The sequence below is a fragment of the Mycobacterium sp. HUMS_12744610 genome (assembly GCF_041206865.1).
GTDB lineage: Bacteria > Actinomycetota > Actinomycetes > Mycobacteriales > Mycobacteriaceae > Mycobacterium > Mycobacterium servetii.
Map to the genome: position 1 here is coordinate 606,719 of NZ_JBGEDP010000001.1, position 22,106 is coordinate 628,824.

Below are 22,106 nucleotides of genomic sequence, written 5' to 3' on the forward strand. Positions count from 1 at the left end.
GCCGAGAGTGAAACTGTTGCGAAAAAACGGCTTAAAACTCGCCACAGTTTCACTCTCGGCGATCCCATGCCGCTGATACCCGTCCGATTGCCCCACCCGGGGTGTCTTCGGCTGTAATCCGGACGTCGATCCAGCCCAATTCCGCGAGGGCTTCGGCGCGCCGGATGTCATGGTTGAACCGCCGTCGATCGGTGCGGTGGTGATCGCCCTCGTAGTCTGCGGCGATCTTCACCTCCTCCCAGCCCATGTCGCAGACCGCGACCAGCTGGCCGTATCGGTCGCGCACGGGAATCTGCGTGCGCGGACGGGGAAAGCCGGCCCGGATGAGCAAGAGGCGCAGCCAGGTTTCGCGCGGTGACTCGGCGCCGGCATCGACGAGATCCAGCGCGCAGAGCGCCCGCCGGATGCCTCGGCGTCCCTTATAACGCTCGGCGAGTAGCTCGACGTCTGCCATCTTCAGGCGGGTCGCCCGGGCGAGGCCATCGATCAGCGCGACCGCCTTGTCTACCGGATAGCGCGACGCCAGGTCGAGGGCGGTGCGCGCCGGCGTCGTCACTGGCATTCCCTTGAGCGTCGCGACCTCGTCGTCCTCGATGCGATCGGCCCAGGTGCGGATTTGCGCGGGGGCATGCCGATTCTGGTAGATGAGTTCGGCGGGTGCATTCCCGTCGATCCACTTGGCGCCGTGCAGCGCCGAGGCCGAGCGGCCCGCGACGATGCCGCGCCGCCGGGACCACAACCAGGCGGCCTCGGCGCGCACCACGGCGGTGATCTCGGTATCCCGCGGCACGTAAACGTCGCGGTGGATCGCCGTGAAGCTGCTGCGCAGCGCGTACGGCGTAACGCGACCCGAGGCGACGGCCTCGCTACCTAGGAATGGCCCCACCATGCGCGCGAGTGTGCCGTGTGGGGCCGACACCCCGCCGAGCGTGAAACTGCCGCGAGAAAAATCCGAAAAATCGGCAACAGCTTCACGTTCGGCGCAGCGAGGGGGCTACTTGTTCTGGAAGTTGGGCTTGCGCTTCTCGGCGAACGCCCGCGGGCCTTCCTTGGCGTCGTCGGACAGAAACACCTTGATCCCGATCTGAGTGTCGATCTTGAACGCCTCGTTCTCGTGCATGCCCTCGGTCTCGCGGATCGCGCGCAGGATCGCCTGCACGGCCAAGGGGCCGTTGTTCTCGATCATCGCCGCGATCTCGAGCGCCTTGGTCAGCGCCTGCCCATCGGGGACGACGTAGCCGACCAGTCCAATCTCCTTGGCCTCGGCGGCGGTGATGTGGCGGCCGGTCAGCAGCAGGTCGCACGCGACGGTGTAGGGGATCTGCCGCACCAGGCGCACCGCCGAGCCGCCCATCGGGTACAGGCTCCACTTGGCCTCCGAAATGCCGAACTTGGCGCTCTCGGCCGCGACCCGGATGTCGGTGCCCTGCAGGATCTCGGTGCCGCCGGCGATCGCGGGCCCCTCGACCGCCGCGATCAGCGGTTTGGTCAGCCGGCGCCCCTTCAGTAATGCGTCGATGCGCGACGGGTCGTAGCTGCCGTCCTTGAACGACTCACCCGGCGGCTTCTTGGTTGCTGCCTTGAGGTCCATGCCGGCGCAGAAGTAGCCGCCGGCGCCGGTCAGGATGCAGCACCGGATGTCCGGGTCGTGGTCGACGCGGTCCCAGGCTTCGACCATGATCTGCATCATCTCGGTGCTCAGGGCGTTGCGGGCATGGGGCCGGTTCAACGTGACGATCAGGGTGTGACCGTGCTGTTCGACCAGCGCGTCCGGGCCGGTCTGTTCGTTTGCTGGAGCCTCCGTCACCGCTACCGCCTTCCGGTCCACAATGGGCATGAGCTTGTCAAGAAATGTAACACGTTCTAATTTGGTGGCCGTGGCCCTGAATATTGCCGATCTTGCCGAGCACGCCATCGACGCTGTGCCTGACCGTGTCGCCCTGATCTGCGGCGACGAGAAGCTGACCTACGCCGAACTGGAGGAGAAGGCCAACCGCCTGGCGCACTACCTGATCGATCAGGGCGTGCAGAAGGACGACAAGGTAGGCCTGTACTGCCGCAACCGCATCGAGATCGTCATTGCGATGCTCGGCATTGTCAAGGCCGGCGCGATCCTGGTCAACGTCAACTTCCGCTACGTCGAGGGCGAGCTGCGGTACCTGTTCGACAACTCCGACATGGTCGCGCTGGTCCACGAACGCCAGTACTCCGACCGGGTGGCCAACGTGCTGCCCGACACGCCGAACGTCAAGACCGTCCTCGTCATCGAGGACGGCAGCAATAACGATTACCACCGTTACGGCGGCGTCGAGTTCTACTCGGCGATCGCGCAGGGCTCACCCGAGCGCGACTTCGCCGAGCTGGTGGGCGAGCGCAGCGCCGACGACATCTACCTCCTGTACACCGGCGGCACCACCGGCTTTCCCAAGGGCGTGATGTGGCGTCACGAGGACATCTACCGGGTGCTGCTCGGCGGAACCGACTTCGCCACCGGCGAATTCGTCAAGGACGAGTACGACCTGGCCAAGAGCGCCACCGCCGGTCCGCCGATGATCCGCTACCCCATTCCGCCGATGATCCACGGCGCCACGCAGTCGGCCACCTGGATGTCGATCTTCTCGGGGCAGACCACCGTGCTGGCACCGGAATTCAACGCCGACGAGGTGTGGCGCACGATCCACGAACACAAGGTGAACCTGCTGTTCTTCACCGGCGACGCGATGGCGCGGCCGCTGCTGGACGCGCTGAACAAGGACCACGGCTACGACCTGTCGTCGCTGTTCCTGCTGGCCAGCACCGCGGCGCTGTTCTCGCCGAGCATCAAGGAGCGCCTGCTGGAATTGCTGCCCAACCGGATCATCACCGACTCGATCGGTTCCTCGGAGACCGGCTTCGGCGGCACCAGCATCGTCGCCAAGGACGCGCCGCATGCCGGGGGCCCGCGGGTGACGATCGACCACCGCACCGTCGTCCTGGACGAGCAGGGCAACGAGGTCAAGCCCGGCTCGGGGGTGCGCGGCCTGATCGCCAAGAAGGGCAACATCCCGGTCGGCTACTACAAGGACGAGAAGAAAACCGCCGAGACGTTCAAGACGTTCAACGGCGTGCGCTACGCCATTCCCGGCGACTACGCGCTGGTCGAGGAGGACGGCAGCGTCACAATGCTGGGCCGCGGGTCGGTGTCGATCAACAGCGGCGGCGAGAAGATCTACCCCGAGGAGGTCGAGGGCGCGCTCAAGGGTCACCCCGACGTCTTCGACGCCCTGGTGGTCGGGGTGCCGGACCCGCGGTACGGCCAGCACGTGGCCGCCGTCGTGCAGCCCCGGCCGGGCGCCCGGCCGTCGCTGGCCGAGCTGGACCGGTTCGTGCGTTCCGAGATCGCCGGATACAAGGTGCCGCGCAGCCTGTGGCTGGTCGACGAGGTGAAGCGGTCGCCGGCCGGCAAGCCCGACTACCGCTGGGCCAAGGAACAGACCGAGGCGCGGCCCGCCGACGAGGTGCACGCCGCCCACGCCAACGCTTGAGCGACTTCATCAAACGCAACCCGGACGCCCCCGCGGGCTTCTTCGCGTGGGAAGCCGCCGGTCTGCACTGGCTTTCCGGGGTGGACAGCGGGGTGCCGTGCGCGCGGGTGGTCGCCGTCGACGAGTCGAGCCTGACCCTGCGCCGGCTCGAGTCGGTGCCGCCCGGCCGCGAGGCGGCCCACGCGTTCGGCGCCCGGCTTGCCCGCACCCACGACGCCGGCGCCGCCGCGTTCGGCGCGGGACCCGACGGATGGGACGGGCCCGGGTTCTTCGGGCCGTTGTCGCAGCCGTTGCCGATGTCGCTGCGGCGCCACCAACGCTGGGGGCAGTTCTACGCCGACGAGCGGCTGACGCCGATGGCCGAGCTCGCGGCTTCGCGGCTCGAGGACTCGACCCGGGCCGCGATCGACTCCGTCATCGCGCGTTGCCGGGCCGGTGACTTCGACGACGACGCCCCCCCGGCGCGCCTGCACGGCGACTTGTGGAGCGGCAACGTGATGTGGACACCCGACGGGGTGGTGCTGATCGACCCGGCCGCGCATGCCGGTCACCGGGAAACCGACCTGGCGATGCTCGCGCTGTTCGGTTGCCCGCACCACGACGCCGTCCTCACCGGCTACCAGGACGTGCGGGGGCTGCGGCCCGGCTGGCGCGGCCGCGTGGGGCTACACCAGCTCTACCCGCTGCTGGCCCATGTCGTGCTGTTCGGCGGCGGGTACGCGCAGCAGACGGACGCCGCCGCCCGGGCCGCGCTGGCCGCTGAGGGCTAGAGTCGATCGCGATGACCATCGACGTGTGGATGCAGCATCCGACCCTGCGGTTGCTGCGCAGCGACATGCTGGCGTCCCTGCGGCGCTGGACGGGTGGCGCCATCCCCGACACCGAGATTCCCATCGCGGCGACGGTAGAAGCCATGGACGCCGCGAGCGTGGACCTCGGTCTGCTCAGCGCCTGGCGTGGGCCGGGCGGCCAGGACCTCGTCTCCAACGACGAGGTCGCCGACTGGATCGCCATGTATGCCAAGCGATTCGGCGGACTGGCGACGGTCGACCTGGGCCGTCCGATGGAGGCGGTGCGCGAATTGCGGCGGCGCGTCGGCGAGGGCTTCGTCGCCCTGCGCGTGGTGCCCTGGTTGTGGGACGCTCCCCCGACCGACCGGCGCTACTACCCGCTGTTCGCCGCCTGCGTGGACCTCGGTGTCCCGTTCTGCACCCAGGTCGGGCACACCGGCCCGCTGCGGCCGTCGGAGACCGGACGTCCGATCCCCTACATCGACCAGGTCGCACTCGACTTCCCGGAGCTGGTGATCGTCTGCGGACACGTCGGCTATCCGTGGACCGAGGAGATGGTCGCCGTCGCCCGCAAGCACGAGAACGTCTACATCGACACCTCGGCCTACACCATCAGACGGTTGCCCGACGAGCTGATCAGGTTCATGAAAACCGGTACCGGACAACGTAAGGTCTCGTTCGGCACCAACTACCCGATGATCACCCCCGCGCACGCGCTGGCCGGGCCCGACGACCTCGGGCTCACCGACGAGGGGCGCCGCGACTTTCTGCACGACAACGCCGAGCGCGTATTCAGACTGGAGGCGAACAGGTGAACGGTGCGCAGGCCCTGATCAACACCCTCGTCGACGGGGACGTCGACGTGTGCTTCGCCAACCCGGGCACCTCGGAGATGCACTTCGTGGCCGCACTGGACACCGTTCCCCGAATGCGCGGCGTGCTAGCGCTTTTCGAGGGTGTCGCCACCGGTGCGGCCGACGGCTACGCCCGCATCGCCGACCGGCCCGCGGCGGTGCTGCTGCATCTGGGACCCGGACTGGGCAACGGACTGGCCAACCTGCACAACGCGCGCCGGGCCCACGTGCCGATGGTGGTGGTGGTCGGCGACCACGCCACCTACCACAAGAAGTACGACGCCCCACTGGAATCCGACATCGACGCGGTCGCGGGCACCGTCTCGGGCTGGATGCGCCGCACGGGTGACGTCGCCGGCGTCGGCGCCGATGCCGCCGAGGCGATCGCGGCCAGCCGGTCGGGCGCCCAGATCTCGACCCTGATCCTGCCCGCCGACGTGTCGTGGTCCGACGGCGCGCAACCCGTCGCGCCGGAGCCCGCGCGCGCTCCGGCCACCCCCGCGTTGCCGTCGGAGGTGCTCGACGTGCTGCGCTGCGGGGAGCCGGCGGTGCTGATGATCGGGGGAGACGCCACCCGTGCAAGGGGTTTGTCCGCGGCCGCGCGGATCGCCCAGGCGACCGGTGCCCGGCTGCTGTGCGAGACGTTCCCGACGCGGCTGGAGCGCGGCGCGGGCGTGCCCGCCGTCGACCGGCTGGCCTACTTCGCCGAGGCCGCCACGGCTCAACTCGACGGCGCGAAGCACCTCGTGCTCGCCGGTGCCAAGTCGCCGGTGTCGTTCTTCGCGTATCCGGGCATGCCCAGCGACCTGGTGCCGGCCGGCTGCCGGGTGCACACGCTCGCCGGGCACATCGGCGCGGCCGACGCGCTGGAGGCGCTGGCCGAGGAGGTGGCGCCGGGGACGGTCGCGCCGGTCGCGGCGGCGTCGCGCCCGGAGTTGCCGACCGGCGCGCTGACGTCGGCGTCGGCGGCCGGCGTGATCGGGGCGCTACTGCCCGAACGGGCGATCGTCGTCGACGAGTCGAACACGTCGGGCCTGCTGCTCGCCCAGACCACCGCCGGGGCGCCTGCCCACGACTGGCTGACTCTGACCGGCGGCGCGATCGGCTACGGCATCCCGGCCGCGGTGGGCGCCGCGGTCGCCGCGCCTGACCGCCCGGTGCTGTGCCTGGAGTCCGACGGCTCGGCGATGTACACGATCGCCGGACTGTGGACCCAGGCGCGGGAGCACCTCGACGTGACGACCGTGCTCTACGACAACAGCGCCTACGACATCTTGCGGGTCGAGCTGCAACGCGTCGGCGTTGGGAACGCACCCGGGCCCAAGGCCCTGGATCTGCTCGACTTGTCGCGCCCGGCAATCGATTTCGTGAAGATCTCCGAGGGCATGGGAGTGCCGGCCCGCCGCGTCACCACCTGCGAAGAGCTCGCCGACGCCCTGCATGCGGCGTTCGCCGAGCCCGGGCCGCACCTGATCGACGCGGTGGTGCCGTCACTGTTCGGTTAGCGCGTGGCCGACGAGCCAGTCCGTCGTCGCGTCGAGCGCTTCGACCGCGGCGTCGAAGTCGCGGGCTTCGGCCGCCAACGCCACCCCCACCGGCCCCGTCTCCGTCGGGACGATCCCGAACTGGCGGGCCAGATAGTTCTCCTCCTCGACGCCCGGCCCCCAACCACCCTTGGCGGCAAAGCCTTTCGCGGCCAGGCCCCACCGCTGGTGGGCGGCGAGGCGGTGCATCAGGTCCACGACCGGGCCCGCTTCATCCAGTTGCGACAGCCGCGCGGCGAACCGCGCCTGTCGGCCCAGCGGCCACCGTGTCTGGCCGAACGCGGTGTAGCCGTGCCGAAGCCGTCGTGACTCGACCACCGTGGCCGTATCGCCGGCCGCGGCGATGACCGCCCGCACCTGCCGGGCGGCGTCCGCCGGCTCGCCCAGCCGGGACCACAACTGCTCGGCCGCGGGATTGTCGGATTCGGTGATCGCCTTGACGACCAGGTCATAGGCGCCCGACGGATCGCTGCGCAGGGCCGCGACCGCCAGCGGCACCTTGATCGTCGACCACGCGACACCGGCCGACCAACGGCCCAGCGACAGGGTCCGGCCCGGCCGGGCGATCGCGACGCCGACTTCGGCCGACACGGTCACGGCAAGCCGCTCGAAGCTCGCCTCGAGCTCACGTTCGGTAGACCGGGAAGTCATGGGCTACCGGCGAATCCGCCACACCGGGTCGCCGCAGTCGACCCCCTCGGCCGTCAATTGACGCTTGAGCACCTTGAATGTCACCGTCCTCGGGAGCTCGGCGCTGACCCGGACATACGACGGCCACTGCTTGGGCCCCAGATCGGGCTGCCCGGCGAGGAATGCGCGGAACTCCTCGGGGTCGAACGCCTCCCCCGGCCTCATCACCAGGGCGGCCATCACCTGGTCTCCGACTATCGCGTCGGGCACCCCGTACACCGCCACCTCGGCCGCGCCCGGGTAACGCAGCAGCACCCGCTCGATGGGGGCCGCGCCCAGGTTCTCGCCGTCGACCCGCATCCAATCGCCGAGCCGCCCGGCGAAATAGGCGTATCCGGCGTCGTCGCGGTAGGCGAGGTCGCCGCTGTGGTAGACCCCGCCGGCCATCCGCGCGGCCTCGGCGTCGTCGTCGTTGTAGTAGCCCTCGAAACGGCCCGGCCCGGCGGTGTTCACCAGCTCGCCGACCACTCCCACCGGGCACGGTTCGCCGGTGTCGGGGTCGATGATCTGGAGCCCTTCGGTGAGCGGGCCCAGCGCGCCGGCGGGCGTGTCGGGGGTTCGGGCGATGGCCACCCCGCCTTCGGTGGAACCGAACCCGTCCTGCACGGCACAGCCGAACCTGCGCGCGAAGCGCTCGATGTCGGCGGGCACGCCCTCGTTGCCGTAGACCGCGCGCAGCGGGTTGTCCGCATCGTCGGGGTGTTCGGGAGTGGCGAGCACATACGACAGCGGCTTGCCCACGTAATTGGCGTAGGTCGCGCCGTAGCCGCGGACGTCGGGCAGGAAGTTCGACGCGGAGAACTTGCGCCGCAACGCCATCGAACCCCGGCACGCCGCCGCCACCGACCACCCCACCAGCAGCGCGTTGGAGTGGAACAGCGGCATCGAGACATAGCAGACGTCGTCGCGGCCGAGATCGAAGCGCTGCGTCATGGTCGCGCCGGCGATGGCGACCTTGCCGTGGCTGCACTTGACCGCCTTCGGCTCGCCGCTGGTGCCGGAGGTGAAGATCAGCATGAACAGGTCCGTGGCCGAGGCGGACCGGAAGCCTGGCTCGGCGTCCGCGTGGGCGGCGACCTCGTCGGTCCACTCGCTCGAATCGACGTCGACGTGCTCGATATCTTCTAGTACCGCAGCCGAATTCGCGTCGGCCAGCACCAGCTGGCAGTCCGCCCGGCCGATGTCGCGGGCCAGCGCCTCGCCGCGGCGCACCGGATTGAGCCCCACCGGCACGATCCCCGACATCCCGGCGGCGACCAGCATGGCCGAGAAGAACGGGGTGTTCTCCAGCAGCACGCCGACGTGCGGGGGACGCGCCGGGTCGAGGCGCTCCCTCAGCGCCGCGGCGACCGCCGCGCCGTGCCGCAGGTGATCGCGCCAGCTGGTGAACGACTCCTCGAAGTAGACGCCGCGGTCGTCGATCTCGGCCAGCGGTCTGAGCAGGTCGGTGACGGTCAGGTCAGTCGGAACCTGGAGCACCGTCGCACCTAGGCCGGGGTTTCCGCCAGCTCGCGGCCTATGCGGCGCAGCTGGCCGGTGGCCCCGCCCAGGGCGAACTCGGTCTCCTTGGCGGCCAGGAAGTAGCGGTGCACCGGGTGGTCGGTGTCGACACCCACCCCGCCGTGCACGTGCACGATCGTGTGCGCCACGCGGTGCCCGGCGTCGGCGGCCCAGAACGCCGCGCTGGCGACGTCGATGTCGGCGGGGATGTCCTCCGACACCCGCCAGGCCGCCTGCGTCAGCGTCAGCCGCAACCCCTTGACGTCGATGTAGCCGTCGGCCAGGCGTTGCGCCACCGCCTGGAAGCTACCGATCGGGCGGTCGAACTGTTCGCGGGTGCGCGCGTACTCGGCGGTCATCTGCAGGCCCCGCTCCAGCACGCCAAGCTGGAAGGCGCTGGCGCCCAGAGCCGCCAGCGTCTCGAGCCAGGTCACCGCTTCCGGTCCGCCGACCATCCGGGTGCCGTCGATCTGGCTTCCATCGAGCGCCAGGTGCCCGACGCAGCCGCGGCCGGTGGTCTGGATCGCGGTCACCGAAACGCCCGGGTCATCGGCGGCGACCAGGAAAACCGCCGTGCCGGAATCGGTTTCGGCCGGAACGAGGAACGCGTCGGCCACGGGGCCGAAGCCGACCTGGGTGCGGGTACCGGTGAGCCGGTAGCCGTCGCCGGCGCGGGCCGCCCGGACCGGCCCCTCGCCCATTTCGCCGTGCAGGGCGACGGTGAGGACCTTCTCGCCGTTGACCGCCGCGACGCCCCACTGCTGCTGCAGTTCCTCGGTCCCGAAGCGTGCGAGCGCACCCGCGGCCAGCACGATCGAGTCGAGATAGGGAACGGCGGCCAGTTGATGGCCCAGCGCGACGAGTACCGCGACCTGTTCGAGCACGCCGAAGCCGTCACCGCCCAGCTGCGTCGGCGCCGCGCTGGTCAAGATGTCGGCGTCGACGAGCTTGCCCCACAGCTGCCGGTCGAACCGGTGATCCAGCCCGTCGAGCTCACGGTGATGCTCGGGCGTGCACACCGAGTTCACGATCGTGTCGACCAGGCCCCCGAGGTCGTTCGCCGCTTCGGTTGTCGTGAAATCCATGGATTTTCGTCCTTCTCGATGCTCGGCGGTGCTTAGCGGCTTCGGGGCAGGCCGAGGGCGACCATGCCGATGATGTCGCGCTGGACTTCGTTCGTGCCGCCGCCGAAGGTCAGGATCAGGCATGCCCGGTGCATCCGCTCGACCCGCCCGCGCAGCAGCGCGCCGGGGGAGTCCTGGCGCAGCGTCGCCGCGGTGCCCAGCACCTCCATGAGCAGCCGGTAGGCCTCGGTGGCCAGTTCGGTGCCGAACACCTTGGCCGCCGACGCGTCGGCCGGATTGAGCGAGTCGCCGGCCGCCGAGGCGAGTTCCCAGTTGATCAGCTTGAGCACCTCGGCCTTGGCGTGCACCCGGGCCAGGTTCAGCTGCACCCACTCGGAGTCGATGAGGCGGCCACCGCCGGCGTCCTTGGTGTTCTGCGCCCACTCGCGAACCTCGCGCAGGGCCAAAAAGATCGGCTGCGCCGACACCAGGGCGACCCGCTCGTGGTTGAGCTGGTTGGTCACCAGCTTCCAGCCGCCGTTCTCCTCACCGATCAGGTTCGTGACCGGCACCCGCACGTCGGTGTAATAGGTGGCGCTGGTGTCCACGCCGGCCATGGTGTGCACGGGCGTCCAGGAAAAGCCCTCCGCGGTCGTCGGCACCACCAGCATCGAGATGCCGCGGTGCTTTTTGGCCTCGGGATTGGTGCGCACGGCCAGCCAGACCCAGTCGGCGTAGGCGATCAGGCTGGTCCACATCTTCTGGCCGTTGATCACGTAGTCGTCGCCATCGCGCACGGCGCTGGTGCGCAGGTTGGCCAGGTCGGTGCCGGCTCCGGGCTCGGAGTAGCCGATCGAGAAGTGCAGCTCCCCGGCCGCGATCTTGGGTAGGAAGAACTTCTTCTGCTCGTCGGTGCCGAACGCCATGATGGTCGGCGCCACGCTGTTGATCGTCAGGAACGGCACGGGCACGCCGGCGATGGCGGCCTCGTCGGTGAAGATCAGCGAGTCCATCGGCGAGCGGTCCTGGCCGCCGTACTCCTTGGGCCAGTTCAGGGTGAGCCACCCGTCCTTGCCCATCTGCGCAACGGTGTCGCGATACGCGGTTCCCGTCCCGACCTCGCCCTGTGTGGAGGTCAGCGCCTCGCGGCGCTCCGGCGTCATGAGCGCGGTGAAATATGACCGCAGCTCGCGACGCAGCTCCTCCTGTTCGGGGGTGTAACTGATGCGCATTCCAGCTGTCCTTTGGCTAGGCGTGAGAAGCCGGCCGGCCACCCGTTCGTCTTCCCGGTTGTAACACGTTCTAGTCTGGGAATCCAGCGACCGTTTCCCCAGACCTACCGGGGCCCCTATGGTGTAGCTACATACCGACGGGGCATGTGCTCATAGTGCAGGCCAGATTCGAGGAGGGTACCGTGCGGGTGATCGTTGATCGTGATCGGTGCGAAGGCAATGCAGTGTGCCTGGGAATCGCGCCGGACATCTTCGACCTTGACGACGACGACTACGCCGTCGTGAAGCTTGACCCGATTCCACCCGACCAGGAGAGTTTGGCCGAGCAGGCGATCGCCGAATGCCCGCGAGCCGCGCTCCTACGCGGCGAATGACCCGGGCGCGACGCCGGGCGACTCGAAACTAGAGGTATTCATAAATTGACTAGCAGCACGAACGCGACCGATCTCTCCGGGAAGGTCGCGGTGGTCACCGGTGCGGCCGCGGGCCTGGGGCGCGCCGAGGCGCTCGGCTTAGCCCGCCAGGGCGCCACCGTCGTCGTCAACGACATGGCCGGCGCCCTGGACGCCTCCGACGTCATCGACGAGATCGGCACCGCCGGGTCCAAGGCGGTCGCCGTTGCCGGGGACATCAGCCGACGCGCGACCGCCGACGAATTGGTTGCCTGCGCCGACAAGCTCGGCGGGCTGGACATCGTGGTCAACAACGCCGGGATCACCCGGGACCGGATGCTGTTCAACATGTCCGACGAGGAATGGGACGCCGTCATCGCGGTGCACCTGCGCGGCCACTTCCTGCTGACCCGCAACGCGGCCACCTACTGGCGCGCGAAGGCCAAGGACGCCGCCGACGGCAGCGGCAAGGTCTTCGGCCGGCTGGTCAACACCGCGTCGGAGGCGGGCCTCGTCGGACCAGTCGGACAGGCCAACTACGGCGCCGCCAAGGCGGGCATCATCGCGCTGACCCTCTCGGCCGCGCGGGCTCTGGGCCGCTACGGGGTCTGCGCCAACGCGATCTGTCCGCGGGCCCGCACGGCGATGACGGCCGACGTCTTCGGCCCCGGCCCCGAGATGGAGGAGGGGCAGATCGACCCGCTCTCGCCCGACCACGTGGTGACCCTGGTCCAGTTCCTGTCGTCCCCGGCGGCCGCGGAGGTCAACGGCCAGGTCTTCATCGTCTACGGTCCGCAGGTGACGCTCGTGTCGGCGCCCACCGCGGAGCACAGGTTCAGCGCCGACGGGCCGGCGTGGAACCCCGCCGAACTCAGCACGACGTTGGGAGAATACTTCGCCGGCCGCGACCCCGAGCACAATTTCGCGGCCGTCGGACTGATGGAGCAGTAGCCGGCGAGCGCGCCGAAAACACGGATTCCGACGATTAGAACTTGTGTCAGTTTGGAACACTGCAACTTGCTCTGACCTGGCGAAATTAACGATTCAGACAGAGAAATAGCGTTCATTGACAGGGTCAACTTGTTCTGGGTTAATATGATCCGGCTCACACCCGAGCCGCAAGTGATCGAAGGGCGCGCACAGGCGACACGCAGGCTTCGCCGCGAGCAGCGAAGGGGGGTACCACGTTGATCCAGCAGCTTGCGGTGCCCGCCCGCGCTGTCGGTGGATTCTTCGAGATGTCGATCGACACCGCGCGCGCGGCGTTCCGGCGGCCCTTCCAATTCGGTGAGTTCCTGGATCAGACGTGGATGATCGCGCGGGTGTCGCTGGTCCCGACCCTGCTGGTGTCCATCCCGTTCACGGTGCTGGTGGCGTTCACGCTGAACATCCTGCTGCGTGAGATCGGTGCGGCCGACTTGTCGGGCGCCGGAACGGCTTTCGGCACGATCACCCAGCTCGGTCCGGTGGTCACCGTGCTCGTCGTGGCCGGTGCCGGCGCCACCGCGATCTGCGCCGACCTGGGCGCCCGCACCATCCGCGAGGAGATCGACGCGATGCGGGTGCTGGGCATCGACCCGATCCAACGGCTGGTCGTACCGCGGGTTTTGGCATCCACGCTGGTCGCGCTGCTGCTCAACGGCCTGGTCGCAGCCATCGGTCTGTCCGGCGGTTACGTGTTCTCGGTCTTCTTGCAGGGCGTCAACCCGGGTGCCTTCATCAACGGGCTGACGGTGCTGACCGGGTTGCGCGAATTGGTTCTCTCCGAAGTCAAAGCGCTGTTGTTCGGAGTGATGGCGGGGCTGGTCGGGTGTTACCGCGGCCTGACGGTCAAGGGCGGGCCCAAGGGCGTCGGCAACGCCGTCAACGAGACCGTCGTTTACGCGTTCATCTGTCTGTTCGTCATCAACGTGGTGACTACCGCGATCGGCGTGCGGATCTCGGCCAAGTGATGACGCGAGTGATCAGCCGATGAGCTACGACGCCACTCTTCGGTTCCGCCGCTTGATGTCGCGGTTCTCCGAACCGATCGACGACTTCGGCGAGCAGGCCCTGTTCTACGGCCAGACGATGCGTCACGTCCCCAGCGCGCTCACCAAGTACCGCACCGAGACGATCCGCCTGATCGCCGAGATGACGATGGGCACCGGGGCGCTCGTCATGATCGGCGGCACCGTCGGCGTCGCGGCCTTCCTGACGCTGGCCTCCGGCGGCGTCATCGCCGTGCAGGGCTACTCGTCGCTGGGCAACATCGGCATCGAGGCGCTGACCGGGTTCCTGTCGGCGTTCCTGAACGTGCGCGTCGTCGCGCCCGTGATCGCCGGTATCGCGCTGGCGGCCACCATCGGCGCCGGTGCCACCGCGCAACTGGGCGCCATGCGGGTGTCGGAGGAAATCGACGCCGTCGAGTGCATGGCGGTCGAATCGGTGTCCTACCTGGTGTCCACCCGGCTGATCGCCGGCCTGATCGCGATCATCCCGCTGTATTCGCTCTCGGTGCTCGCCGCGTTCTTCGCCGCCCGCTTCACCACCGTGTACATCAACGGGCAGTCCAAGGGCCTCTACGACCACTACTTCAACACCTTCCTCATCCCGTCCGACCTGCTGTGGTCGTTTCTGCAGGCCATCGTGATGTCGATCGCGGTGATGCTGATCCACACCTATTACGGCTACAACGCCAAAGGCGGGCCGGTGGGTGTGGGTATCGCGGTCGGCCAGGCGGTGCGGACCTCGCTGATCGTGGTCGTCGTCATCACTTTGTTCATCTCGCTCGCCGTATATGGCGCGTCCGGTAACTTCAACCTCTCCGGGTAAGGGGAGTCCCAATGGCAGAAGGCGAATCTCGGCGATCGACGGTCCGGCTGGCGGCGGCGCTGCTGGCCAGCCTGATCGTGGGATTCGTCGCGCTGACCTACCTTTCCTACACTGCGGCTTTCGCGTCGACCGACACCGTCACCGTGTCCGCGCCGCGGGCCGGGCTGGTGATGGACAAGGGCGCCAAGGTGAAGTACCGCGGCATCCAGATCGGCAAGGTCACGGCCATCGATTACGCCGCCGATCGCGCCCGTCTGACGCTGGCCATCGACAGCAACGACATGCGCTTCATCCCCTCCAACGCGACGGTGCGGATCGGCAGCAACACCGTCTTCGGCGCCAAGGCGGTGGAATTCGTTGCACCGCAGACGCCTTCGGGGACGTCGCTGCGCCCGGACGCGCACGTTGCCGCCTCGGCGGTGCAGCTGGAAGTCAACACCTTGTTCCAGTCGCTCATCGAGCTGATGCACAAGATCGACCCGGTGGAGCTGAACGGAACGTTGAGCGCCCTGGCCGAGGGTCTGCGTGGCCACGGCGAAGACCTGGGCCGGCTGCTGTCGGGCTTGAACACACTGACGCGCCAGACGAATCCGAAACTGCCGGCGCTGCAGCGGGACTTCCGTAAGGCGGGGACCGTCACTAATATCTACGCCGACGCCGCCCCTGACCTGAACACCGTCATCGACAACCTCCCGACGATCAACAAGACCGTGGTCGACCAGCAGAGCAACCTCGACGAGACGCTGTTGGCCGCGATCGGTCTGGCCAACAACGCCTACGACACGGTGGCGCCGGCCGAGCAGAACTTGATCGACACCGCCAACAGGTTGCGCGCCCCGGTCAAGGTGGCCGCGGACTACTCCCCGGAATTCGGTTGCCTGTTCGCGGGTATCGAACGCGGCATCAAGGAGTTCGCGCCGCTGCTCGGCGTCCGCAAAGCGGGCCTGTTCACCTCCTCGAGCTTCGTGCTGGGCGCGCCGTCGTACACCTATCCGGAGTCCCTGCCCGTCGTCAACGCCTCCGGCGGCCCGAACTGCCGCGGGCTGCCCGACATCCCGAACAAGCAGTACGGCGGGTCCTGGTACCGCTCCCCGTTCCTGGTCACCGACAACGCCAACGTCCCCTACGAGCCGTTCACCGAGTTGCAGTTCGACGCGCCCTCGACGCTGCAGTTCTTGTTCCACGGCGCGTTCGCCGAACGGGACGACTTCTGATGGCCGCCGCGGGTATGCCGTCGCACCGCTCGATGGTGATCAAGGTGAGCGTCTTCACCGTGGTGATGGTGCTCGTGTCCGTCGCGCTGATAGTGGTCTTCGGTGATTTCCGCTTCGGGTCCGAAGGGACTTACCACGCGACGTTCACCGACGCGTCGCGGTTGAAGGCCGGCCAGAAGGTCCGCATCGCCGGCGTCCCGGTCGGTGCGGTGCAGGGCATCGCGCTGAACCCGGACAACACCATCGACGTGAAATTCGGGGTCGACAAGCGCTACACCCTGTATTCGTCGACACGCGCGCTGATCCGCTACGAGAACCTGGTCGGCGACCGTTTCCTGGAGATCACCTCCGGTCCGGGCGAGCTGCGCAAGCTGCCGCCCGGCGGGACGATCAACGCCCAGCACACCCAGCCCGCCCTGGATCTCGACGCGCTGCTGGGCGGGCTGCGCCCGGTGGTCAAGGGCTTGGACGCCGACAAGATCAACACGATCAGCGGTGCGGTGATCCAGTTGTTGCAGGGGCAGGGGGGAGCGCTGTCGAACGTGCTGGCTGACACCAGCGCCTTCTCGTCGGCGTTGAGCAACCGCGACCAGCTCATCGGCGATACGATCACCAACCTCAACACGGTGCTGGGCACCATCGACGCCAAGAGCGCGCAGTTCTCGGCCAGCGTCGACCAGTTGCAGCAACTGATCACCGGGCTGGCCGAGCACAAGGACGACATCGCCGGCGCCATTGGACCGTTGGCGTCGACGACGACGGACCTGACAGAGCTGCTGAAGAATTCGCGCCGGCCGCTGCAGGGCATCCTGGAGAACACCCGGCCGCTGGCCACCGAGCTGGACAACCGCAAGGCCGAGGTGGACAACGACATCGAGCAATTGGGCGAGGACTATCTGCGGCTGTCCGCGCTGGGCGCCTACGGCTCGTTCTTCAACATCTACTTCTGCTCGGTGAGGATCAAGATCAACGGCCCGGCCGGTGGTGACATCTTGATCCCGATGGGCGGTCAAGTCGACCAGAGCAAGGGGAGGTGCGCTTTTGTCAAGTAGTCCCAGGCGCGAGCGCGACCCGCTGCGCACCGGCGTCTTCGGCCTGGTGGTGGTGGTCTGCATCGTGCTGATCGCGTTCGGTTACGCCGGGTTGCCGTTCTGGCCGCAGGGCAAGGTCTATGACGCCTATTTCACCGACGCGGGCGGCATCAAGCCGGGCAACGCCGTGTACGTGTCCGGCTTCAAGGTCGGCAAGGTGCAGGCCGTCGGCCTGGCCGGCAACAGCGCCAAGGTGACGTTCACGGTCGACCGGCACGTCGCTGTCGGCGACCAGTCGCTGGCCGCGATCCGCACCGACACCATCCTCGGGGAGCGCTCGGTCTCGGTGAGCCCGGCCGGCGCCGGCAGGGCCACCAGCATCCCGCTGAGCCGGACGACCACGCCGTACACGCTCGCCGGCGCGCTGGAGGACCTGGGCCAGAACGCGAGCAACCTGAACAAGCCCCAGTTCGAGCAGGCCTTGAACGTTCTGACCGACACGCTGCACGACGCCACCCCGGAGCTGCGCGGTGCGCTGGACGGGGTGACCTCGCTGTCGCGCACCCTCAACCGCCGCGACGAGGCACTGCAAAGCCTGCTGGTGCACGCCAAGTCGGTGACGTCGGCGCTGGCCCAGCGCGCCGGACAGGTCAACAAACTCATCGACGACGGCGACCAGTTGTTCGCCGCGCTCGGCGAACGACGCGCGGCGCTGGGCCGCCTGATCTCGGGCATCGACGCGGTCTCGCAGCAGATCTCGGGCTTCGTCGCCGACAACCGCAAGGAGTTCGGCCCGGCGCTGAGCAAGCTCAATTCGGTGCTGGCCAACCTCAACGAGCGCCGCGACTACATCACCGAAGCCCTCAAACGGCTGCCCACCTACGCCACCGAACTGGGCGAGGTGGTCGGTTCCGGGCCCGGATTCAACGTCAACGTCTTCTCGGTGCTACCCGCGCCGATGATCGCGATGATGTTCGACTTCTTCTACCAACCGGGCAAGCTGCCGGCCAGCCTCGCCGACTACCTGCGCGGTCTCATCCAGGAACGCTGGATCATCAGGCCGAAGTCACCATGATGAAACGGATAGCGGCCGGCCGGGGGCTGCGCTACACCACCGCCGTCGCGCTGGTCGCGGCGTTGGTGGGCGGCGTGTATGTGCTCACCGCGCAGGCCAACAGCCGGACCATCGTCGGCTACTTCGCGTCGGCCGTGGGCATCTACCCCGGCGACCAGGTCCGGATCCTCGGCGTCCCGGTCGGCCACATCGACACGATCGAACCGCGGCCCTCGGACGTCAAGATCACCATGTCGGTGTCCGACGAGGTGAAGGTGCCCAAGGACGCCCGGGCCATCATCATGTCGCCGAACCTGGTGGCGGCGCGGTTCATTCAGCTCACCCCGGCCTACACCGGTGGGGCGGTGCTGCCCGACGGCGGAAGCATCGACCTGGCCCGCACCGGCGTCCCGGTGGAATGGGACGAGGTCAAGGAGTCGCTGACCCAACTGGCCGTCCAGCTCGGCCCGACGGGATCTGGTGGGGGGTCGATGCAAGGGCCGTTGGGCGCCGCGATCAACCAGGCCGCCGACACGTTCGACGGCAACGGGGAGTCGTTCCACAGCGCCCTGCGTGAGCTCGCGCAAGTCGCAGGGCGGCTTGGGGATTCGCGCGGCGACCTGTTCGGCACGGTCAAGAACCTGCAGGTGCTCGTCAACGCGCTGTCGTCGAGCAACGAGCAGATCGTGCAGTTCGCCGGCAACGTCGCATCGGTGTCGCAGGTGCTCGCCGACAGTTCCCGCCACCTGGACACCACGCTGGGCACCCTCAACAAGGCGCTCTCGGACGTCCGCGGCTTCCTGCACGAGAACAACTCCACGCTGGTCGACACGGTCAACCAGCTCAACGACCTGGCCAAGACGCTGAGCGACCAGAGCGACAACATCGAGCAGGTCCTGCACGTGGCGGGCCCGGGCATCTCCAACTTCTACAACATCTACGACCCCGCGCAGGGCACGCTCAACGGGCTGCTGTCGATCCCCGAATTCGCCAACCCCGTCCAGTTCATCTGCGGGGGATCCTTCGACACCGCCGCCGGGCCCCGCGCGCCCGACTACTACAAACGCGCCGAGATCTGCCGCGAGCGGCTCGGGCCCGTGCTGCGCCGAATCGCCGTGAACTACCCCCCGATCATGTTCCACCCGCTCAACACGATCACCGCGTACAAGGGACAGATCATCTACGACACCCCGGCCACCGAGGCCAAGGCGCAGACCCCGGTGCCTGAGCTGACGTGGATCCCGGCCAAGGGCGCCAAGCCCCCCGCCCCCGAGAACCCGGCGGATCTGCAGGCGCTGCTGGTTCCGACGGCCCCGCAGACCGGCGCCGCTCCCGGGCCGGGTCCGGGTGCGGCGCCCGGCCCGCCCTCCGCGTTCGGTCCGCTGCCGGGTCCCGCGCCCGCCGCCGGGCAGGGTGGTGGCCGATGAGGCGAATGTGGTTGCGCGGCAGTGCGCTGGCGGTCGGCGGCGCGCTGTTGGCCGGTTGCCAGTTCAACGGGCTGAACTCGCTGTCGATGCCCGGCACCGCCGGTCACGGCAGCGGCGCCTACTCCGTCACCGTCGACATGCCCGACGTCGCGACGCTGCCGCAGAACTCGCCCGTCATGGTCGACGACGTGACGGTCGGCAGCGTCTCGGGGATCTCGGCCGTGCAGCGGCCCGACGGGTCGTTCTATGCCGCGGTGAAGTTGGCGCTGGACAAGAACGTCGTGCTACCGGCCAACGCGACCGCGAAGGTGGCCCAGACGTCGCTGCTCGGTTCCATGCACGTCGACCTGGCCGCGCCGACGGACAAGCCGGCGGTCGGCAGGCTGACCGACGGCGCGAAGATCCCGGAGTCGCGCACGGGTCGCTATCCCACCACCGAGGAAGTGTTGTCGGCCCTCGGCGTGGTGGTCAACAAGGGCAACGTCGGTGCGCTGCAAGAGATCACCGACGAGACCTACCAGGCCGTCGCGGGTCGGCAGAGCCAGTTCGTCGACCTGATGCCCCGGCTGGCCGAACTGACCGCGGGACTCAACCGGCAGGTCAACGACATCATCGACGCGGTCGACGGGCTGAACCGGTTCTCGGCGATCCTGGCGCGCGACAAGGACAACCTGGGCCGGGCACTGACCACGCTGCCCGAGGCGGTCGGCGTGCTCAACAAGAACCGGGACCACATCGTCGAGGCGTTCGGTGCGCTCAAGCGGCTGGCCACGGTGACGTCGAACGTGCTGTCGAAAACCAAAGTGGACCTCGCCGAAGACCTCAAAGGCGTGTACTCGGCGGCGAAGGCGCTCAACGACAACCGCAAGAACTTCGTCACCTCGCTGCAGATCCTGCTGACGTTCCCGTTCCCCAACTTCGGCATCAAACAGGCCGTGCGCGGCGACTACCTCAACGTGTTCACCACATTCGACCTCACCCTGCGCCGCATCGGCGAAACATTCTTCACCACAGCGTATTTCGACCCGAACATGACGCACATGTCCGAAATTCTCAACCCGCCCGATTTCTTGACCGGCGAACTGGCCAACCTGTCCGGACAGGCGGCCGACCCGTTCAAGATCCCGCCCGGCACGGCGTCGGGTTCGGACGGGCACTAGCGGGAGTTTCCGGCCTTCGTTGATCGACGGCCTGATTTGCCCTGGTGGGGTTGGGTTTTTGGGCAGGGTTGGTGTATTACCCAAGTCGTTGTGTTGGGCGTTGTTGGTCAGCGGGTGGGTGCGTATTGGTGGATTGCGAACAGGTCGGCGAGTCGCTGTTGGGTGGGGCTGGTGTCGGTGAGCATGCGCTGCACGCGGGGCCGTCCCTTGCTGCCGTCGTGGTAAATCAACACGGTCTCTTGGATGCCGGAGAGTTCGTCGAGTAGTTCGCGTACCGACAGGTGCAGCCCGGCGTGCTCGGTCTGGCGGCGCATCAGGTGGGCGACGGCCAGGGCGAGCACGCAGTAGAACACGTGCACCCGGATCTTGGAGTCGGTCCAGTGGTGCATCGGGCTGAACGAGACTACGTGGGGGTCTTTGAGTTGGCGGAACCCGAATTCGGCGTCGGATTGCGATCGGTAGGCGGCCACCACGTCGGGTACCGGCCAGTCGCGGTTGGTGAATAGGATGCGCTTGCCGAACAGCCGTTCTTGCAGGCGCTTTCGGGCCTTGGTGTCGGTGCGCCAGGACAGCCTCAATTGGGCGGGCGTGTCGCCGGTGAGGGTGGTGGTGATGATGTCGGCGACCCAGCGGGGTTTGAGGATCGCGGTGATCTCGGCCTGGACCTGGTCGCGGTCGCGGCGGGTGCGGCCGCGCGCGAGGCGGGCGGCCAGCTCGGCCAGGCGGCGCCGGGCCTTGGCCAGGGTCTGGTCCAGGCCGCGGGATTGTTTGGCCGCCAGGTTCGCCGAGTGGGTGAGTACCGCTCGGCGGGTGACGCCGAGCGCGGTGACGGTGGTGTCGACATAGCTCAGCTCGGGGTAGCGGTCGTCGTCCACGGGCCGGTAGTCCCGGGTCGGGATCTGCAGCAGTTCGGGGTGATCGCTGGGCGGCAGCGAACCGACGAACCCGATCCGGTGCGCCTCCACTACCGCATGGTTGTCGCTGCTGTTTTGCCCGGCGTCATAGACCACGGTCAGCGACTCCACGTGCTCGACCAGGTCCCGGTAGCGGGTGAGCAGTTCGTCGACGACGGTGCTGAACTGGGTGACATCGGGCCGGTCCCCGGGATAGGGGTGGCTGATCACGGGCACCCCGCCGTCGCGGGTGACGACCAGGGCCAGCCCGACCAACCGCAGATCGGTGCGTTTCTGCTTGGCCTTGCCCCGCTGCGCGATCGGCGCGCGGTCGTTGCCGGTGTCGATGAAGGTGGCGAAGTTGGTCATGTCCAACGCCAGCCCGGTCAAATCCAGCCCGAACTCGGTCACCATCCGCCGTCCCAGCCGGGTCTCGATCTCACGCAGTTCGGTCTGGCCGAGGCGGTCCATCGCGTCCCAGAACCGGCGATGATCCAGCGCGGCCCGGTCCAGCTTCACCCACCGTGACCCGGCCGTGGTGGCCCACCAGTCGGCGAAGCCACGCTTGGAACATGGGTCGACAATCCGGTTCGCGCACGCCAGGGCCACATAGGTGCCCACCGGTGCGGCCGCGTTCGCGTACCGGGGCGCCACGTCGTTGACGATGCCGGCCACATCCAGCCGGGCCAGCATCGACCACACCGCAGCCAGATCCCCGAACTGCTTGTGCTGGCTACGGATCGGCTGCCCGGCCGGCGTCGCCGACAGCTTCGCCATCACCTCCTCCGCGCTGCCCAAATACTGCTGCGAAACGATGCGCGGCTTACCTTGCACGCGGGCCGATTCCACCAGGTAGTAATAGGTCTGCTTGCCGCGCCGCTTACCCACGATCGACGCCATATATGGGTAATACACTCCAGCC

The 22,106-nt window shown here is 68.2% G+C and carries 20 protein-coding genes; 13 read left to right on the plus strand and 7 right to left on the minus strand.

The window, feature by feature from the left end; all coding sequences use genetic code 11:
* Positions 1-49: 49 nt before the first annotated feature.
* Together AB8998_RS03090 and AB8998_RS03095 are read right to left on the minus strand one after the other, a co-directional pair.
* Positions 50-889 (minus strand): hypothetical protein, encoded by an 840-nt coding sequence (locus AB8998_RS03090; protein ID WP_369741411.1) that lies wholly within the window; start codon positions 887-889, stop codon positions 50-52.
* A gap of 105 nt (positions 890-994) precedes the next feature.
* Positions 995-1,837: a crotonase/enoyl-CoA hydratase family protein gene (locus tag AB8998_RS03095; protein ID WP_369736769.1), complete on the minus strand. Its 843-nt coding sequence runs from the start codon at positions 1,835-1,837 to the stop codon at positions 995-997.
* 34 nt (positions 1,838-1,871) lie between these two features.
* On the opposite strand from AB8998_RS03095, the gene AB8998_RS03100 reads away from it, so the two are divergent.
* From AB8998_RS03100 to AB8998_RS03115, 4 genes are read left to right on the plus strand one after another with little or no spacing between them, the layout of a single operon-like run.
* On the plus strand, positions 1,872-3,524 hold the full coding sequence (locus tag AB8998_RS03100; protein WP_369736770.1) for an acyl-CoA synthetase: 1,653 nt from the start codon (positions 1,872-1,874) through the stop codon (positions 3,522-3,524).
* The gene (locus AB8998_RS03105) at positions 3,521-4,294 is read left to right on the plus strand and encodes a fructosamine kinase family protein (RefSeq protein ID WP_369736771.1); all 774 of its coding nucleotides are present in this window, start codon (positions 3,521-3,523) and stop codon (positions 4,292-4,294) included. Before AB8998_RS03100 ends, AB8998_RS03105 begins: the two co-directional genes overlap by 4 nt.
* Before the next feature lie 11 nt (positions 4,295-4,305).
* A complete protein-coding gene (locus AB8998_RS03110; protein ID WP_369736772.1) occupies positions 4,306-5,130 on the plus strand; it encodes an amidohydrolase family protein in 825 nt (274 codons plus the stop codon).
* Complete coding sequence (locus AB8998_RS03115; protein ID WP_369736773.1) at positions 5,127-6,674, plus strand: acetolactate synthase large subunit; 1,548 nt, start codon at positions 5,127-5,129, stop codon at positions 6,672-6,674. The genes AB8998_RS03110 and AB8998_RS03115 overlap by 4 nt, the downstream gene beginning before the upstream one ends.
* On the opposite strand, the gene AB8998_RS03120 is transcribed toward AB8998_RS03115, so the two are convergent.
* From AB8998_RS03120 to AB8998_RS03135, 4 genes are read right to left on the minus strand one after another with little or no spacing between them, the layout of a single operon-like run.
* Positions 6,660-7,364, minus strand: coding sequence for a serine hydrolase (locus AB8998_RS03120; RefSeq protein WP_369736774.1), 705 nt, complete (start codon positions 7,362-7,364; stop codon positions 6,660-6,662). The genes AB8998_RS03115 and AB8998_RS03120 overlap by 15 nt on opposite strands.
* A 3-nt stretch (positions 7,365-7,367) precedes the next feature.
* Positions 7,368-8,882 (minus strand): long-chain-fatty-acid--CoA ligase FadD17, encoded by a 1,515-nt coding sequence (gene fadD17, locus AB8998_RS03125; protein WP_369736775.1) that lies wholly within the window; start codon positions 8,880-8,882, stop codon positions 7,368-7,370.
* Between the two features lie 8 nt (positions 8,883-8,890).
* Positions 8,891-9,988 carry an acyl-CoA dehydrogenase family protein gene (locus AB8998_RS03130; RefSeq protein ID WP_369736776.1) on the minus strand — a complete coding sequence of 366 codons (1,098 nt, stop codon included), beginning with the start codon at positions 9,986-9,988 and terminating at the stop codon, positions 8,891-8,893.
* A 32-nt stretch (positions 9,989-10,020) separates the two neighbouring features.
* Positions 10,021-11,199 (minus strand): acyl-CoA dehydrogenase, encoded by a 1,179-nt coding sequence (locus tag AB8998_RS03135; RefSeq protein ID WP_369736777.1) that lies wholly within the window; start codon positions 11,197-11,199, stop codon positions 10,021-10,023.
* Positions 11,200-11,381: 182 nt separating this feature from the next.
* Here AB8998_RS03135 and AB8998_RS03140 point away from each other — a divergent pair, with 182 nt between their 5' ends.
* The 9 genes from AB8998_RS03140 to AB8998_RS03180 all read left to right on the plus strand — a co-directional run bounded on the left by AB8998_RS03140 (position 11,382) and on the right by AB8998_RS03180 (position 20,291).
* Positions 11,382-11,573, plus strand: a complete 192-nt coding sequence (locus AB8998_RS03140; protein ID WP_369736779.1) for a ferredoxin — start codon at positions 11,382-11,384, stop codon at positions 11,571-11,573.
* Between the two features lie 45 nt (positions 11,574-11,618).
* Positions 11,619-12,542 (plus strand): 3-oxoacyl-ACP reductase, encoded by a 924-nt coding sequence (locus tag AB8998_RS03145; protein ID WP_369736780.1) that lies wholly within the window; start codon positions 11,619-11,621, stop codon positions 12,540-12,542.
* A 236-nt stretch (positions 12,543-12,778) separates the two neighbouring features.
* The gene (locus AB8998_RS03150; RefSeq protein ID WP_369736781.1) at positions 12,779-13,543 is read left to right on the plus strand and encodes an MlaE family ABC transporter permease; all 765 of its coding nucleotides are present in this window, start codon (positions 12,779-12,781) and stop codon (positions 13,541-13,543) included.
* Positions 13,544-13,562: 19 nt separating this feature from the next.
* Entirely contained in the window at positions 13,563-14,405 is an 843-nt protein-coding gene (locus tag AB8998_RS03155; RefSeq protein ID WP_369736782.1) for an MlaE family ABC transporter permease, read from the plus strand.
* Between the two features lie 11 nt (positions 14,406-14,416).
* Positions 14,417-15,619 carry an MCE family protein gene (locus tag AB8998_RS03160; protein WP_369736783.1) on the plus strand — a complete coding sequence of 401 codons (1,203 nt, stop codon included), beginning with the start codon at positions 14,417-14,419 and terminating at the stop codon, positions 15,617-15,619.
* Positions 15,619-16,671 carry an MCE family protein gene (locus AB8998_RS03165; protein WP_369736784.1) on the plus strand — a complete coding sequence of 351 codons (1,053 nt, stop codon included), beginning with the start codon at positions 15,619-15,621 and terminating at the stop codon, positions 16,669-16,671. Before AB8998_RS03160 ends, AB8998_RS03165 begins: the two co-directional genes overlap by 1 nt.
* Positions 16,661-17,725, plus strand: coding sequence for a virulence factor Mce family protein (locus AB8998_RS03170; protein WP_369736785.1), 1,065 nt, complete (start codon positions 16,661-16,663; stop codon positions 17,723-17,725). The genes AB8998_RS03165 and AB8998_RS03170 overlap by 11 nt, the downstream gene beginning before the upstream one ends.
* Complete coding sequence (locus AB8998_RS03175; RefSeq protein WP_369736786.1) at positions 17,722-19,131, plus strand: virulence factor Mce family protein; 1,410 nt, start codon at positions 17,722-17,724, stop codon at positions 19,129-19,131. Before AB8998_RS03170 ends, AB8998_RS03175 begins: the two co-directional genes overlap by 4 nt.
* On the plus strand, positions 19,128-20,291 hold the full coding sequence (locus AB8998_RS03180; protein ID WP_369736787.1) for a virulence factor Mce family protein: 1,164 nt from the start codon (positions 19,128-19,130) through the stop codon (positions 20,289-20,291). Before AB8998_RS03175 ends, AB8998_RS03180 begins: the two co-directional genes overlap by 4 nt.
* A gap of 107 nt (positions 20,292-20,398) precedes the next feature.
* Here the strand turns inward: AB8998_RS03180 and AB8998_RS03185 are convergent, their stop codons facing one another.
* Positions 20,399-22,084 (minus strand): IS1634 family transposase, encoded by a 1,686-nt coding sequence (locus AB8998_RS03185; RefSeq protein WP_369736745.1) that lies wholly within the window; start codon positions 22,082-22,084, stop codon positions 20,399-20,401.
* Between the last annotated feature and the right edge of the window lie 22 nt (positions 22,085-22,106).